A 14,950-nucleotide genomic window follows, 5' to 3' on the forward strand; every position below is an offset into this window, starting at 1 on the left:
ACCTGCCCTAGCGGATGATGGCGATGCGCGACTGGAGGCGGCGGACGCCGTAGGACGCGATACAGGAAATGGTGAAATAGACGACTGCGGCAAACAGATACATCTCGACCAGACGGCCGTCGCGCTGCGCGACCTTGCTGGCGGCGCCGAGGAAGTCCGTGATCGACAGCACGTAGACGAGCGAGGTGTCCTGGAACAACACGATGGTCTGCGTGATCAGCACCGGCAACATGTTGCGGAAGGCCTGCGGCAGCACGACATAGCGCATGGTCTGCGCGTAGGTCAGGCCGAGCGCGCTGGCGGCGGCCGGCTGCCCGCGCGAGATCGACTGGATACCGGCGCGCATGATCTCGGAGAAATAGGCGGCCTCGAACATGATGAAGGTGATGAGCGAGGACGCGAACGCGCCGACGCTGATCGGCCGCGCGGCGCCGGTCAACCATTGCCCGATATAGGGCACCAGGAAGTAGAACCAGAAGATCACCAGCACCAGCGGCAGCGAGCGCATGAAGTCGACATAGAGGCCGGCGATTTGCCCGAGCACCTTGAAGCCGGAGAGCCGCATCAAGGCGATCGCCGTGCCGAAGACCAGGCCGCCGAGAGCGGACAGCGCCGTCAGCATCACCGTGAAGCTCATGCCCTCGTAGAACAGATAGGGCAGTGCACGGATGATGACGTCGAAATCGAAATTGCTGAACATGGCGCTATTTCCCCGTGATGTAGCCGGGGATCGCGACGTAGCGCTCGAGGAAGCGCATCGCGGTCACGACGACGGCGTTGACGAGGAGATAGAGCAGTGTCGCGGCGGTGAAGGCCTCGAACACTTGGAACGAGAATTCCTGCATCGAGCGCGCCTCTCCGGTCAGCTCGAGCAGGCCGATGGTGATGGCGACCGCCGTGTTCTTGATGGTGTTGAGGAACTCGGAGGTCAGTGGCGGCAGGATGATGCGGAACGCCATCGGCAGCAGCACGTAGCGATAGCCCTGCACCGTCGTCAGCCCGAGCGCCGTCGCCGCCATTCTCTGCCCCCTCGGCAGCGACGTAATTCCCGCCTGCAATTGCACGGCAACGCGGGCCGACATGAACAGGCCGATGCCGATCGCAGCCGTCCAGAACGGCGCATTCGGCAATTGCTTCAGCCACAGGCCAGCCGATTTCGGCAGTAGTTCCGGCAGCACGAAGAACCACAGGAAGAGCTGCACCAGGAGCGGCATGTTGCGGAAGAATTCGACATAGGCGAAGCCGAACCAGTTGGCGCCCTTCGACGGCAACGTGCGCATCACGCCGACGACCGATCCGGTGATCAGAGCGATGATCCAGGCCAGCACTCCGGTTTCGAGAGTCAGCGCCAGTCCCGACAGCAACAGGTCGAGATAGGTGCCGGTCCCCATCGGGTTCGGCTGGAAGAAGATTCCCCAGTTCCAATGGTAGTTCACGTGTCCCCCGCGCGAACGCGCCAGTCAGAGATGTCCCGCCGCCTATGCAAATGTCCGGCCACTCTGGTGTCAAGAGTGGCCGGACATGATCCCGATCGAAAGATCGAGGTTTTATCTTACTTGTAGTCGTCCGGGTTCGGCGAGTCCGAAGGCTTGGCGAACTCATGCTTCAGCTCTTCCGAGATCGGCGTATTGAGGTTCAGGCCCTTCGGCGGGATCTTCTGCATGAACCACTTGTCGTAGATCTTCTGGCCTTCACCGGAGGTGTAGAGCGCGGCGGTTGCGGCGTCGACCACCTTCTTGAAGGCGGCGTCGTCCTTACGCAGCATGATGCCGTAGGGCTCCGGCTTGGAGAACGCGTCCTTGGAGATCACGTAATCGGACGGATTCTTTGAGCCGGCGACGAGGCTGGCGAGCAGGATGTCGTCCATCACGAAGGCGACGGCGCGATCGGTCTCGACCATCAGGAAGGCTTCGGCGTGGTCCTTGGCCGGGATGATGTTGGCGCCGAGCTTCTTCTCGACGTTGGCTTCGGTCAGCTGCTTGATGTTGGTGGTGCCGGCGGTGGAGACCACCGTCTTGCCCTTGAGATCATCGATCGACTTCAGCCCGCTCGACTTCTTGAAGACGTAGCGGCTGGCGGTCAGGAAGTGGGTGTTGGTGAACCACACCTGCTTCTGGCGCTCGGCATTGTTGGTGGTCGATCCGCATTCGAGGTCGATGGTGCCGTTCGCCATCAGCGGGATACGCGTCGCCGAGGTGACGGGATTGAGCTTCACTTCGAGCTTGTCGAGCTTGAGCTCCTTCTTCACGGCGTCGACGATCTTGTAGCAGATGTCCATCGCGAACCCGACGGGCTTCTGGTTGTCGTCGAGATAGGAGAACGGGATCGAGGAGTCGCGGAAGCCCAAGGTGATGGCGCCGGTGTCCTTGATGTTCTTCAGCGTGCCGGTCAGCTCCTCGGCCCCAGCCTGACTGACAGCGAAGGTCGCGGCGAGCGCGAGCCCGATGCTACGGAAATGTTTCACTTTTTCTCCCCTTTCAGGATGATGCGGCCGGATGCAAGCACAAATCGGCCCGGATTAGAATGTGACTTTCGGCGGGATCGCAGCTCAGGTTAACGCGCCGAGGTCAGTGACTTCGGCAATTCCCCGAGATCCCAGAACAGCCCCGCCATGACCGTCAAGGCCTCTTCGGTCAAGGGCAGCAGAATGTGCTCATTGGGCGCATGCTGGGAGCAGCCGGGATAGGAGTGCGGGACCCAGATCGTCGGCAGGCCGAGAATCTCGGAAAACACGTCATTCGGCAGCGAGCCGCCGAAATTCGGCAGCACGGCCGGCGCCTTGCCGGTGGTCGCCCGCACTGAATCGGCCGCCCATCTGATCCAGGGGCTGTCGAAATCGGTACGCGAGGCGGCAAAGCTCTGGGCTGCCCGCACCTCGACCATCGGAAAGCCCTTCGCAACCAGATGGGCCCTGACAGCATCGATCAGGCCATCCACCTTGGTGCCAACCACGAAGCGCAGTTGCAGCACGGCGCTGGCGTGGCCGGGAATGGCATTGGCGGGCTTTTCGATATTGCCCGACGAGATCGCCAGGACTTCCAGCGTATTCCAGGCATAGAGCCGCTCGGCCGGCGACAGCCCGTCCTCGCCCCAGTTCTCCGCGAGCGCGGGCTCGTCCGCGGTCGGGACCACCTCCACGTCGGCGAGATAGCTGCGGATCTGGTTGGTGAGCCGCGGCGGCTTCAGCGCCTCGAGCTGAAGCCGGCCGCGTCCATCGACCAGCGTCGAGATTGCGTTGACCAGGATGGTCGCGGGGTTGGCGAGCACGCCGCCCCAATTGCCGGAATGATGGCCTCCGTCGCGCAAGTTCACATCGAGATGAATGCGGATGCCGCCGCGGCAGCCCAGGAACAGGGTCGGCCGATCCGCCGACAGCCGCGGCCCGTCGGAGGCCATGAACAGATCGGCCTTGAGCGCGTCACGGTTGAGGTCGCAGACCTTGCCGAGATCGGGCGAGCCGATCTCCTCGCCCATCTCGACGATGAATTTTGCATTGAAGCCGAGCTTGCCGCCGCGGGCTTCGCGCACGGCCCGAAGCGCGGCCATGTTGATGCTGTGCTGGCCCTTGTTGTCGGCAGTGCCGCGACCGTAGAGGCGAATACCCGCCGTCGTGGTGCGCCAGGGATCGCGGCCATCGCGCCACTCTCCCTCCATGCCGTCGACGACGTCGCCATGGCCGTAGATCAAGACGGTCGGAGCGGAATGGCTCTCGTGATGTTCGGCGAACAGGAACGGCGCCTTGCCGCTGGGGGATTCGACCAGCCGGCTCGTGAAGTCGAGCGCAGCAAAGGAGGGGATCATCTCCTGTTCCAGATAGGCCCGCAGCTCGTGGCCGCGCGACGGATTCTGGCTCTCGGTCTTGTAGGCGACGCGGCGGTCGAGCTCGGCAAGGAAGGCGCCGGATTTGAAATCGTCACGGGCGCGGGCGATGGCGTCGGCTCTGGTCATTGCTTTCGTTTTCAAGGTTTCAAGGCCGCGGAGCGTAGCTGGCTACGCCGGTCCTCGAAAGTGGCTGGGCTTGGATCGTTCTTGGAATTTCGTAATTGCTCTCTTGAGATTGGCTTGCCAAGGGCCGGAGATCGCCGATTTTGACCTTGCCAAGCGCCAGCCTTTCTCCTTTGGCCCTTGCTAAGGGCCAGTTATATGCAAGAACGTCGCCAAGTTGGGGCGCACGTCTATCATTCGAAGAGCGCTCAGTACAGGGCGCCAGGGGACCAGCATGGCCAAACAGATCAGGCTCAACGCCTTTGCGATGAATTGCGTCGCACACCAGTCACCGGGCTTGTGGACCCATCCGCGCGACCGCACCGCCGAATATAACCGCCTGCCATACTGGATCGATCTCGCCAAGACGCTCGAGCGCGGCCGTTTCGACGGGCTGTTCCTGGCCGACGTGCTCGGCGTTTACGACGTCTATGGCAACAGCCCTGACGCAGCCTTGCGCAATGCAGCACAGACGCCGTCCAACGAGCCGCTGCTGCTGCTCTCGGCGATGGCCGCCGTGACGAAAAATCTCGGATTCGGCGTCACCAGCAATCTCTCCTTCGAGCCGCCCTACCCGTTCGCACGGCGGATGTCGACGCTGGACCATCTCACCGAGGGGCGGATCGGCTGGAACGTCGTCACCGGTTATCTCGACAGCGCCGCGCGCGGCGCCGGCAAGGACAAGCAGACCGGACACGACGACCGCTACGACATCGCCGACGAATATATGGAGGTGGTCTACAAGCTCTGGGAAGGCAGCTGGGAGGACGACGCCGTGCTGCGGGATCGCAAACGCGGCATCTTCACCGATCCGAGCAAGGTCCATCGCATCAATCATGAGAGCGCGAATTACCGCATCAACAACACCATTCATCTCAGCGAGCCGTCGCCGCAACGGACGCCCGTGCTGTATCAGGCCGGCACCTCGCCGCGCGGCCGGCAGTTCGCGGCAAAGCACGCCGAATGCGTGTTCATGTCTGGCCCCTCGGCCAAGATCATCGCGCCGCGCGTCGCCGCGATCCGCCAGGAAGCCGCAGCGCTCGGCCGCGACCCGGCCGAGATCCTGATGTTCAACATGATGACGATCATCCTCGGCAATACCGAGGCGGAAGCGGCGGCGAAATATGCCGACTACCGCTCGCACATCAATCCGGAAGGCGCGCTGGCGCTGATGTCGGGATGGACCGGTATCGATTTCTCCGGCTACGAGCTCGACCAGCAGGTCCGCCATGTCCAGAACGATGCCGGCCGCAGCGCGCTCGACAACGTCACCCGCGGCGACCCCGACCGCATCTGGACCGTGCGCGACGTCATCGAACATGTCGGCATCGGCGGCGCCGGCCCGGTGGTGGTCGGCACGCCCGAAAGCGTCGCGGACAAGATCGAGGATTGGTTCGAGAAGACCGACGTTGACGGCCTCAACGTGGCGTTTGCGATCTCGCCCGGGGATTTCGAGGATATTGCGGACATGCTGGTGCCGGAGCTGACCAAGCGCGGACGGTACAAGAGCGAATATGCGAAAGGCACGCTGCGGGAGAAACTGTTCGGCGAAGGGCGTGCGCGGCTGGATGCGCCGCATCCGGCGGCGGGGTATCGGGTGGGGAAGAAGGGGTAACCCGGCCTCTTCGTCATTGCGAGCGCGCGAAGCAATCCAGAATCCCTCGGTGGAAGCAGTCTGGATTGCTTCGTCGCTACGCTCCTCGCAATGACGGTGGTGAGAGAGCGGCCGCCCCCTACACCTTCCCGTCCACCATCACCTCGATCAGTTTCGTCCCCGGCCGATTGAACGCCGACGTCAGCGTCGCCTTCAGCTCGCGCAGATCGCTCAGCTTGATCGCCTCGCAGCCCAGCGCCTTAGCAACGCCGGCAAAATCCACGGGCGGATCGACGAAATCCATGCCGACGTAATTGTCGTCGCCATGGAATGCGAGCAGGCGCTGCTTGATGATGCGGTAGCCGCCGTTGTTGGCGATGACGACGTTGAGCGGCAGCTTGTGATGCGCGGCGGTCCACAGCGACTGGATCGAATACATCGCGCTGCCATCGCCCGAGAAGCACACGACGGGTCGATCCGGATTGGCGATGCTGGCGCCGACCGAGGCGGGCAGGCCCCAGCCGATGCCGCCGGAAGCAAGGCCGTGATAGCCGTAGCGGTCGCGATGCGGACGCAGCGCGGTGATCTGGCGGCTCGAGGTGAGACCCTCGTCGACCAGGATGGCGTTGTCGGGCATGGCCTCGACCATTTGCAGAACGAGATAATCCGGATCGATCGGCGTGCAGTCCGCACTCTTGCCGATCTGCTCGACCAAAGCGGCGCGCCGGGCGGTCCAGTTCCTCGGCGCCAGATCGGCAAGACGCTGCCTCGCGCGCTCCGCGAGGGCTGCGCCGCCCATCTCCTTCACGATCGGAATCAGCGCGCGCAGCGTTTCCTTCACATCTGCTTTCAGGGCGATCTCGGCGCCATAATTCTTGGCTATCTCCCAGTCGACGAGGCCGATCTGCAGAATGCCGAGTCCGTCCGGCAGCGCGTCGACCTCGCTATGGACCGACATCCGCAGGGGATCGCCACCGAGCGCGACCAGGAGATCATAGGGCGCGAGCGTATCGCGCGCGACCTTCTGCACGCGCGCGAGCGTGCCGACGAAGCTCTGGCTCTGCGAGAGGAAGTGCGCGCCATAGGGCGTCGAGGACTGATATGCGGCAGCGCCAAGCAGCTCGGCGAGTTCGGCCGCCTCCTTCAGCGCATCGCTCTTCACCACCTCGTCCATGGTGACGATCACGGGGCGTTCGGCCTTGAGCAGGCGCGCGGAGAACGCCCTGAGCGCACCATCCGATGGCCTTGCGCGCGCGTCGATGCGGGTGGAGCGGCCGAGATCAATGCCGGCTTCGCTGTTGAGGATATCGCCCGGCAACGAGATGAACACGGGCCCGGTCGGCGGCGTGGTCGCGACCTTGGCGGCACGGCGAACGATGCGCGGCAAATCCTCCAGCCGCGTCACCTCGACCGCCCATTTCACCAACGGCTCGGCCATCCGCACCAACGGGCCATAGAGCACCGGCTCCATCAACCCGTGGCCCTGCTCCTGCTGGCCGGCGGTCAATATCATCGGCGTGCCCGTGAACTGGGCATTGTAGAGCGAGCCCATCGCATTGCCGAGGCCGGGCGCGACATGGACGTTGCAGGCGACGAGCTTTCCCGAGGCGCGGCTGTAGCCGTCGGCGATCGCCACCACCAGGCTCTCCTGCATCGCCATCACGTAGGTCAGATCAGGGTGATCCTTCAGCGCATGCATGATCGGCAGCTCGGTGGTGCCGGGGTTGCCGAACAGATGCGTGATGCCCTCGTCCTTGAGCAGGGCGAGAAAGGCGGAGCGGCCGGTGATCTTGTTCTTCATGTTTCCTCCGGAAGCGGACGTTGCCGCAAGCACGGAGGCATGATGGCCGAAGTCCTGGGAGGCGCGCAAGGAAGCGCGGTCATGGCTGCGTTGCGTGGGCGAGCCGCGCTACATCTCCTCCCGCCCCAGTTCGAACGGATCTTCGCCACCCGCTCTTTCCAGCGCTGCCAGACCACACCGGGAAAGCCTTTTAGCGGCACCAGCGGCTCGCCGGTATAGGTCCATTCCTGCAGCTCCTCGATCGCGATGTGATAGAGCGGCTGGCGGCCGGTGCGTTCCTTGAACAACGCACGCGGGATGTTGACCATGTGCGGGCCGCCCGGACGCTCATAAGTGATCGGCGTGCCGCAATGCGAGCAGAAGCTGCGCGCGGTCTTGGTCCCCTTGTCCTCGTAGCGTATCAGCGCGGTCTTGCCCGATGTGATGCGGAAGCGCTTCTTCCAGCTGCCGACATAGGTCGCGTAAGCCGCGCCGTGGGCGCGGCGGCTCGACGCCGAGTGATCGTGCCAGGCCCAGCGCGCGGGGACGTCGATCTCGAAGCTGACCTTGCCGCAGAGGCATTGACCGGTGGCGATCCCTGCGGCGGCTGCGGCTTTGGCCATGAAGTTCTCTCCGTCGTCATTGCGAGCGCAGCGAAGCAATCCAGACTGCCTCCGCGGAAATATCCTGGATTGCCTCGCTGCGCTCGCAATGACGGAAATTGTGGTGACGATCGCGCCACAAAGCAAGCTCGTCATTCCGGGGCGCGACGTGGTCGCGAACCCCGAATGACGGGAGAGACTTACGCCGGCGCCAGCTCGTCATAGACAGGGTAATCCGTATACCCCTTCTCCTCGCCGCCGTAGAAGGTCGCGCGGTTGTACGGCGTGATCGGATAGCCGTGCTCGAGGCGCCGCGGCAGATCGGGATTGGAGATGAAGATGCGGCCGAAGGCGACGATGTCGGCGTGTCTATCGGCGATCGCCGCATTCGCGGTCTCGCCGGTGAAGCCGCCCGCGGTCATCAGCACACCGCTGTAGTGCGGGCGGAACAGCACCATGGCCGAGGGCACGTTCTCCCAGTGGACATCGGCCCGGCCGGCGCCGCTGGAGCGCGGCTCGATCAAGTGCAGATAGGCCAGACCAAGCTTGTCGAGCGCCTTCACCACGTGAGTGTAGAGCGGCATCGGATCGGGCTCGACCGAATCATTGGCGATGCCGTGCGGCGACAGCCGCACGCCGACGCGGTTCGCGCCCCAGACGTCGATCGCGGCCTGCGTCACTTCGAGCAGCAGGCGCGCCCGGTTCTCGATCGAGCCGCCATATTGATCGGTGCGCTGGTTGCTGCGCGACTGCAGGAACTGTTCGAGCAGATAGCCATTGGCGCCGTGGATCTCGACACCGTCGAAACCTGCGGCGAGCGCGTTCTTCGCGGCCTGCCTGAAGGCCTCGACGATGCCCTTGACCTCCTCGGTCTCCAGCGCGCGCGGCGTCTCGTAATCGGCGAGCTTGCCGTCCGCGGTCATCGCCTTCATGCCGTCGGCCCTGATCGGGATCGCCGACGCCGAGACCGGCAGCGCCCCGCCGTGGAAGGAGGAATGCGAGACACGACCGACATGCCACAGCTGGAGGAAGATGATGCCGCCCTTGGCGTGCACGGCATCGACCACCTTGCGCCAGCCGGAAATCTGCGCCTCCGAATAGATGCCGGGCGTTGCCGGGTTGCCACGGCCTTGCGCAAGCACCGGCGAAGCCTCCGCGATGATCAGGCCGCCTTTGGTCGCGCGCTGGCCGTAATATTCGGCGTTGAGCGGGCGCGGAGCAAAACTGTCGCGCTCGGCGCGCATGCGCGTCAGCGGCGCCATCGCAACGCGGTGCGCGAGCTTGTACGGACCGAGTTGCAACGGTCTAAACAACGCCGGAAATTTCATGTGGGCCCCGAATGACGATGGAAGGATGGGAAGCATATAGCGAGGGGCGGCACCCGGCAAAGGTGCCGCCCTGCAAAAGTGGATATTCTTCGCCGTGGAATGTAGCGGGAGAACAGGCCTTACGCCGTCTTGATCCAGACGGCCTTCACGTTGAGATATTCCTCGACGTGCTGCTTGCCGGACTCGCGGCCATAGCCGCTCATCTTGTAGCCGCCGAACGGCACGGCCGGGTCCATGGCCTGGTAGCAATTGACCCACACCGAACCGGCACGCAGGCGCTTTGCAACCGCATGGGCCTTGGTAACGTCACGCGTCCACAGGCCCGAGCCGAGGCCGAAGGTGGTGTTGTTGGCACGCTTGACGAGTTCGTCCATGTCCTTGAACGCAATGGCGGAGATGACCGGGCCGAAAATCTCCTCCTGCGCGATGCGCATGTTGTCCTGCACGCCCGCGAACACTGTCGGCGAGACGAAGAAGCCCTTCGAAAGCGGGCCTTCGGTGACGCGGCCGCCGCCGGCCAGCGCACGCGCCCCCTCCTTCTGGCCGATGTCGAGATAGCCGGTGACGCGCTCGAGCTGCTGCTCGGACACCAGAGGGCCGATCTGCACGTTGGGATCGAGGCCGTTGCCGACCTGCAGCTTCTTGCCGAACTCGGCGACGCGGCCGACGAACTCCTCATAGATCGCCTGCTCGACGAACAGCCGGGTGCCCGCGCTGCAGATCTGACCCGAATTGGCGAACACCGCCATCGCCGCGCCCGGCACGGCCGCATCGAGATCGGCGTCCGCGAACACGATGTCCGGCGACTTGCCGCCGAGCTCGAGCGAGACACGCTTGAGGTTGCCGGCGGAAGCGCGGATGATCGACTGGCCCGTGACATGTGAGCCGGTGAAGGCGACCTTGTCGACGTCATGATGCGACGCCAGCGCGGCGCCGGCGGTTTCGCCATAGCCGGGCACGACATTGACGACGCCCGGCGGAATGCCGGCTTCCAGCGCAAGCTCGGCGATGCGCAGCGAAGTCAGCGGCGCCTCTTCGGCGGGCTTGAGCACCACGGTGCAACCGGTCGCGATGGCGGGGCCGATCTTCCAAATCGTCGCAGTCAGTGGACCGTTCCAGGGGATGATGGCGCCGACCACGCCGATCGGCTCTTTCAGAGTATAGGAGAAGATCTCGCCGGGCAGCGAGTTCTCGATGGTCTCGCCGTGGATCGCGGTGGCCTGGCCGGCGTAATAGCGCAGCATGCCGACGGCGCGCAGGCGATAGGCCCGGGTGCGGCTGAGCGGCGCGCCCATGTCGAGTGTGTCGAGCTGGGACAATTCGTCGAAATTCTTTTCGACGAGATCGGCGAGCTTCAGGAGCAGGTTCTGCCGCTCGAACGGCTTGACCGTGCTCCAGGGTCCTTCGAAGGCACGGCGGGCAGCGGCGACCGCACGGTCGATGTCTTCCTTGTCTCCTTCGGCGACGGTTGCAAGCAGCTCGCCGGTGGCGGGGTTATGAGTCTCGAAGCGCTTGCCGGAAGCGGCATCCACCCACTTGCCGTCGATCAGCATCTGCTTGTAGGACCCGTTGGCGAACGGATGGCGCGTGATCGGAATAGCCTGCGACACAGCCATGGCTGCACTCCCTGTCAATTCATTGATTGGGCTCGACCTCGGCGGGATCGTTAGGTCGAGCAGGATACAGCGGGGCCGAAAAGGCGTAAAGTCGGCGTGGAACGAAGCCCTGCCATGCCGACTTGTGCGGGGTCGTGCGAGCGCCATGTGATAGCTCGAGCAAGAGCAAGTTCCGGAGAACAGCCATGCCGCATCCTGTCATCGCCAAAGGCAATGTCGCCGTGATCACCGGCGGCGCATCCGGCATCGGTCTCGCCGCGGCCACGGCGTTCGCGCGCTCCGGAATGAAGGTGTGTATCGTCGATGTCGACGAGAACAGGCTGGCGGAAGCTGCAACAAAACTGTCATCGATCGCGGGCTCGGCGAATGTGATGATATCCGCAGCCGATGTCAGCCGGATCGATGGCGTGATGGAACTGGAACGCGCCGTTGGAGCGCGGTTCGGCGGTACCGACCTGCTGATGAACAATGCGGGCATCCAGCCGGGCAGCTCGTTGTTCGGCGAGCCGGACAACTGGCAGCGCATCATCGACGTCAATATGTGGGGCATCATCAATGGCGCGCGCATCTTCGCGCCCAACATGATCGCACGCGGCACGCGCGGCCTGATCATCAACACCGGCTCGAAGCAGGGCATTACCACCCCGCCCGGCGATCCCGCCTACAACGTCTCCAAGGCCGGCGTGAAGGCGTTTACGGAAGCGCTGCAGCACGAGTTGCGCAACACCAAAGACTGCCATATCACCGCGCATCTGCTGATCCCGGGCTTCGTGTTCACGGGCCTCACCGCCAAGGGCCGCACCGAAAAGCCTGATGGCGCCTGGACGCCGGAGCAGACCGTGGACTTCATGCTGGCGCGGCTCGAGGCCGGCGATTTCTACATCCTCTGCCCTGACAACGACGTGCCGCGCGCGCTCGACGAGAAGCGCATGCTCTGGGCCGCCGGCGATATCGTCGAGAACCGCCCGCCGCTGTCGCGCTGGCATCCGGACTACGCGGATGCGTTCAAGAAGTTTGTGGAGGGGAGTTAAGCGAACGCCTACAGCGTCTCTTGCTTGTGCCCACAATTCTTGCAGGCGAACTTGACGCGGCTCTGGCCTTTTTCCGCCTGAACCCGGTTTGGCGCGCCGCACTTGCCGCACACCGCTTCGATGCGGGTAGTGCCCTGCTTGACGACGATGGTCTTCTTTTCCAAGGATTCGCGGATCAGGCGCTCGGCCTCTTCGCGCAGGGATTGTTTCGACAAAGCTCGTCTCCGCCTCTGGAAAGCGCGAGAGCCATATCTCACTTGCGTTGGAATCTCAATCGGCAATGCCGGCTTAGACTTCGACAATCACATAAGAGTCTTCGACATGCACCGGAAACGTCTCGGCAACATACGGGCCCTTCTGGAGCTCGTCGCCGCGTTCGACCGCCACCGGATATGACCTGACCTTGACGCGTTTCGGATCGAACCAGGACTGGCCGTTGCGCATGTCGAACTCCCAGCCGTGCCAGGGACAGCGCAGCATCTCGCCGACGCGCGAACGCTCATAGACACCCGGCTCCGGCGAGGTCAGCCGCGCCACGCAGGCTGCCTTCTCCAGCGGCGCGCCCTCATGCGGGCAGCGGTTCAGCAGCGCAAAGAACTCGCCATTGACGTGGAACACGACGATGTCGCGGCCGGCGATATCGACGACCTTGTTGCTACCGGGCGGGATCTCTGACGTGGACGCGACGATATGACGGGCCATGGCACTTAGAACTTGTAGACCGCGCGGGCATTGGTGCTGAAGATCTTCTTCCGCTCGACTTCCGTCAGCGGCGTCTTGAAGGCGAAGCGCGGATCGTCAAAGTCCCAGTGCGGATAGTCCGACGAGAACAGCAGACGGTCGATGCCGACCCATTCGATCAGCGCACGCAGATGCCGCGCCTCGTCCGGCTCGTCGATCGGCTGGGTCGTGAACCAGAAATTCTCACGGACATATTCCGACGGCTTGCGCTTGAGGTGCGGCACCTCGCTGCGGAAGCGCTCGAAATGCTGATCCATCCGCCACACCGCCGACGGGATCCAGCCGAAGCCGCCCTCGATGAAGACGATCTTCAGCTTCGGAAACCGTTCGGGCACGCCCTCGATGACGAGGCTGGCAAGCTGTGCCGCGATGGTGTGGGCATTCGACTGGTGCTCCTCGACATAATAAGACGGCCAGCCGCCGCCGGTCGGCGGATGCCCGCCATAGCCGCCGACATGAATGCCGAGCGGCAGATCCAGCGCCTGCGCGCGCTCGTAGATCGGCCAGTAGCGGCGGCGGCCGAGCGGCTCGTTGGCGCGCGGCGAGACGTTGATCTGGATGTATTCGCCGATCTTTGCGCAGCGCTCGATCTCGGCGATGGCCAGATCCGTGCCGTCCTGCCCGACCAGGATCGAGGCCTTCAGGCGCGGATCCCGGTGCGACCAGAACGCCAGCTGCCAGTCGTTGATGGCGCGCTGGATCGCGGCGCCGAATTCGAGGTTCTGCTGCGAGAAGATGAACAAATCGAGCACCTGCAGGATTCCGAACTCGACGTCGAGCGGATCGAGATGCTGCTTCTGCATGAAGGTGAGATCCGAGCCCGGCGGCCCGCCCGTCGGCGGCCAGGCATCGCGCCGCGCGATCAGCGGCGAAGAGCGCGGATAAGGCGTCGTGAACAGATAGGGCGTGCGCAGATGGCTGCCATATTCCTTCAGGTGCTGTTGCCAGCGTTTCGGCAGGAACTCGTTGAGATCGTCCGTCGATCTCAGGCTCGGATGCACGTCGCAATCGACGATACGCAGCCGTGATGCGGCGGGCTTCTCGTCGTCGCGCAGCGGACGGTCGATGACTTCACTCATGCGAACCTCCTGAATTAGTTGACCAGCGACAATCGCGGAAACGTCTCCAGCGGATTGTCGACGCACATTTTTTCGATGATGCTCTTCGGCAGATGCGGCGGGATGGGATCATCGCCGTCGAACTGCCAGTGCGGATAGTCGGATGCGAACAGGAACATCTTGTCCGAGCCGATCTGGTCGATGACCTCCGCGACGCTTGTCGCGTCCGCAGGTGCATCGAACGGCTGCATGGTCACGCGGAAATTGTCACGGATGATCGATGCCGGCTCACGCTCGACCCAGGGCACCTCGACGCGGACGCCGCGCCAGGTCTTGTTGGCGCGCCACATGAAGGCTGGCAGCCAGCTCACGCCCGACTCCATCAGCACGACCTTGAGGTCCGGAAATTTGCCGAACACGCCTTCGTAGATCAGGCTCAGGATCTGCGCCTGAAACGCCTGCGCTTCGACGAAATAGTATTCGTAGCGATGCGACGGCCAGCCGGCCGAGCTCGGCGCCTGGCGATATTGCGAGCCGGCATGGATCGCCAGCGGCAGCTTGTACTTCTCCGCGACCTGATAGACCGGCCAGAAATGCCGGCGGCCGAGCAGCGTCTCGCCTTGTGCCAGCACCAGAATGGAGACGAACCTGCTGTCGCCGGCACGACGCTCGATCTCCTCGATCGCCAGATCCGGCGCCTGCATCGGCACGACGATCGACGCGCGCAGACGCGGATCACGCGACAGCCATTCGGCGGCGATCCAGTCGTTGATGGCCTTGCAGAAGTCGGCCGCCATGTACGGATCGAACACGGCCTGCGCGCCGTAGAGCACGTTGAGGATGGCGTGGCTGGCACCGAGTTGGTCGAACGCCCCCTTCTGCACCATGGCAAGGTCCGAGCCCGGCCTGGCGCCACTGGCTGGCCGCCAGTCGGCGCGGCCGGTGAGCGGCATGCTTGGCGGATAGGAGGTGAGATCGAGACCGTCGATGGCGCGGCTCACCACCTGCTCTTTCCAGTGATCACTGAGATAGGGCAGCAGCGTCGTGCGCGCGCCGCCAACGGCCGGGTGGATGTCGCAGTCGATCCGCGTCACCGCCATGGATGCTTCCTCGCCAAGTCTTTGTAGCACGTCTTTGTTGGCGACGTTCCTTGCGCCGCGAACTCAGACTGCGCCGGCCCGTGCCGACGCGCAAGGGCGCGGACATGTGTGATCCG

At 63.9% G+C, this 14,950-nt stretch carries 14 protein-coding genes; 2 read left to right on the forward strand and 12 right to left on the reverse strand.

Annotated features, from left to right (window positions below; genetic code table 11):
* Positions 1-7 precede the first annotated feature (7 nt).
* The 4 genes from X265_RS32135 to X265_RS32150 form a co-directional block, all read right to left on the reverse strand.
* Positions 8-700, reverse strand: coding sequence for an amino acid ABC transporter permease (locus X265_RS32135; protein WP_128968464.1), 693 nt, complete (start codon positions 698-700; stop codon positions 8-10).
* Positions 701-704: 4 nt separating this feature from the next.
* Positions 705-1,436 carry an amino acid ABC transporter permease gene (locus X265_RS32140; protein ID WP_092288760.1) on the reverse strand — a complete coding sequence of 244 codons (732 nt, stop codon included), beginning with the start codon at positions 1,434-1,436 and terminating at the stop codon, positions 705-707.
* 116 nt (positions 1,437-1,552) lie between these two features.
* Entirely contained in the window at positions 1,553-2,464 is a 912-nt protein-coding gene (locus X265_RS32145; RefSeq protein WP_128968465.1) for an amino acid ABC transporter substrate-binding protein, read from the reverse strand.
* A gap of 89 nt (positions 2,465-2,553) precedes the next feature.
* Complete coding sequence (locus X265_RS32150) at positions 2,554-3,948, reverse strand: M20 family metallopeptidase (RefSeq protein WP_128968466.1); 1,395 nt, start codon at positions 3,946-3,948, stop codon at positions 2,554-2,556.
* A 271-nt stretch (positions 3,949-4,219) separates the two neighbouring features.
* Between X265_RS32150 and X265_RS32155 the strand changes: the two genes are divergently transcribed.
* Positions 4,220-5,599: an LLM class flavin-dependent oxidoreductase gene (locus X265_RS32155; RefSeq protein ID WP_128968467.1), complete on the forward strand. Its 1,380-nt coding sequence runs from the start codon at positions 4,220-4,222 to the stop codon at positions 5,597-5,599.
* 118 nt (positions 5,600-5,717) lie between these two features.
* Here the strand turns inward: X265_RS32155 and X265_RS32160 are convergent, their stop codons facing one another.
* The 4 genes from X265_RS32160 to X265_RS32175 all read right to left on the reverse strand — a co-directional run bounded on the left by X265_RS32160 (position 5,718) and on the right by X265_RS32175 (position 10,904).
* Complete coding sequence (locus tag X265_RS32160) at positions 5,718-7,379, reverse strand: thiamine pyrophosphate-binding protein (protein ID WP_128968468.1); 1,662 nt, start codon at positions 7,377-7,379, stop codon at positions 5,718-5,720.
* A complete protein-coding gene (locus tag X265_RS32165; RefSeq protein ID WP_128968469.1) occupies positions 7,376-7,981 on the reverse strand; it encodes a GFA family protein in 606 nt (201 codons plus the stop codon). The genes X265_RS32160 and X265_RS32165 overlap by 4 nt, the downstream gene beginning before the upstream one ends.
* 179 nt (positions 7,982-8,160) lie before the next feature.
* Complete coding sequence (locus tag X265_RS32170; protein WP_128968470.1) at positions 8,161-9,288, reverse strand: alkene reductase; 1,128 nt, start codon at positions 9,286-9,288, stop codon at positions 8,161-8,163.
* Positions 9,289-9,407: 119 nt separating this feature from the next.
* The gene (locus tag X265_RS32175) at positions 9,408-10,904 is read right to left on the reverse strand and encodes an aldehyde dehydrogenase family protein (RefSeq protein ID WP_128968471.1); all 1,497 of its coding nucleotides are present in this window, start codon (positions 10,902-10,904) and stop codon (positions 9,408-9,410) included.
* Positions 10,905-11,089: 185 nt separating this feature from the next.
* On the opposite strand from X265_RS32175, the gene X265_RS32180 reads away from it, so the two are divergent.
* Positions 11,090-11,935 (forward strand): SDR family NAD(P)-dependent oxidoreductase, encoded by an 846-nt coding sequence (locus X265_RS32180; protein ID WP_128968472.1) that lies wholly within the window; start codon positions 11,090-11,092, stop codon positions 11,933-11,935.
* Positions 11,936-11,943: 8 nt separating this feature from the next.
* Here X265_RS32180 and X265_RS32185 read toward each other — a convergent pair whose 3' ends face one another.
* The 4 genes from X265_RS32185 to X265_RS32200 form a co-directional block, all read right to left on the reverse strand.
* Complete coding sequence (locus X265_RS32185) at positions 11,944-12,150, reverse strand: hypothetical protein (protein ID WP_092288769.1); 207 nt, start codon at positions 12,148-12,150, stop codon at positions 11,944-11,946.
* 73 nt (positions 12,151-12,223) lie between these two features.
* Positions 12,224-12,637 carry a Rieske (2Fe-2S) protein gene (locus X265_RS32190; protein ID WP_128968473.1) on the reverse strand — a complete coding sequence of 138 codons (414 nt, stop codon included), beginning with the start codon at positions 12,635-12,637 and terminating at the stop codon, positions 12,224-12,226.
* 5 nt (positions 12,638-12,642) lie between these two features.
* On the reverse strand, positions 12,643-13,755 hold the full coding sequence (locus X265_RS32195) for an amidohydrolase family protein (RefSeq protein WP_164938897.1): 1,113 nt from the start codon (positions 13,753-13,755) through the stop codon (positions 12,643-12,645).
* A gap of 14 nt (positions 13,756-13,769) precedes the next feature.
* Positions 13,770-14,834 carry an amidohydrolase family protein gene (locus tag X265_RS32200; RefSeq protein ID WP_128968475.1) on the reverse strand — a complete coding sequence of 355 codons (1,065 nt, stop codon included), beginning with the start codon at positions 14,832-14,834 and terminating at the stop codon, positions 13,770-13,772.
* Positions 14,835-14,950: the final 116 nt, after the last annotated feature.

This window comes from Bradyrhizobium guangdongense, from assembly GCF_004114975.1.
Classification (GTDB): Bacteria; Pseudomonadota; Alphaproteobacteria; order Rhizobiales; family Xanthobacteraceae; genus Bradyrhizobium; species Bradyrhizobium guangdongense.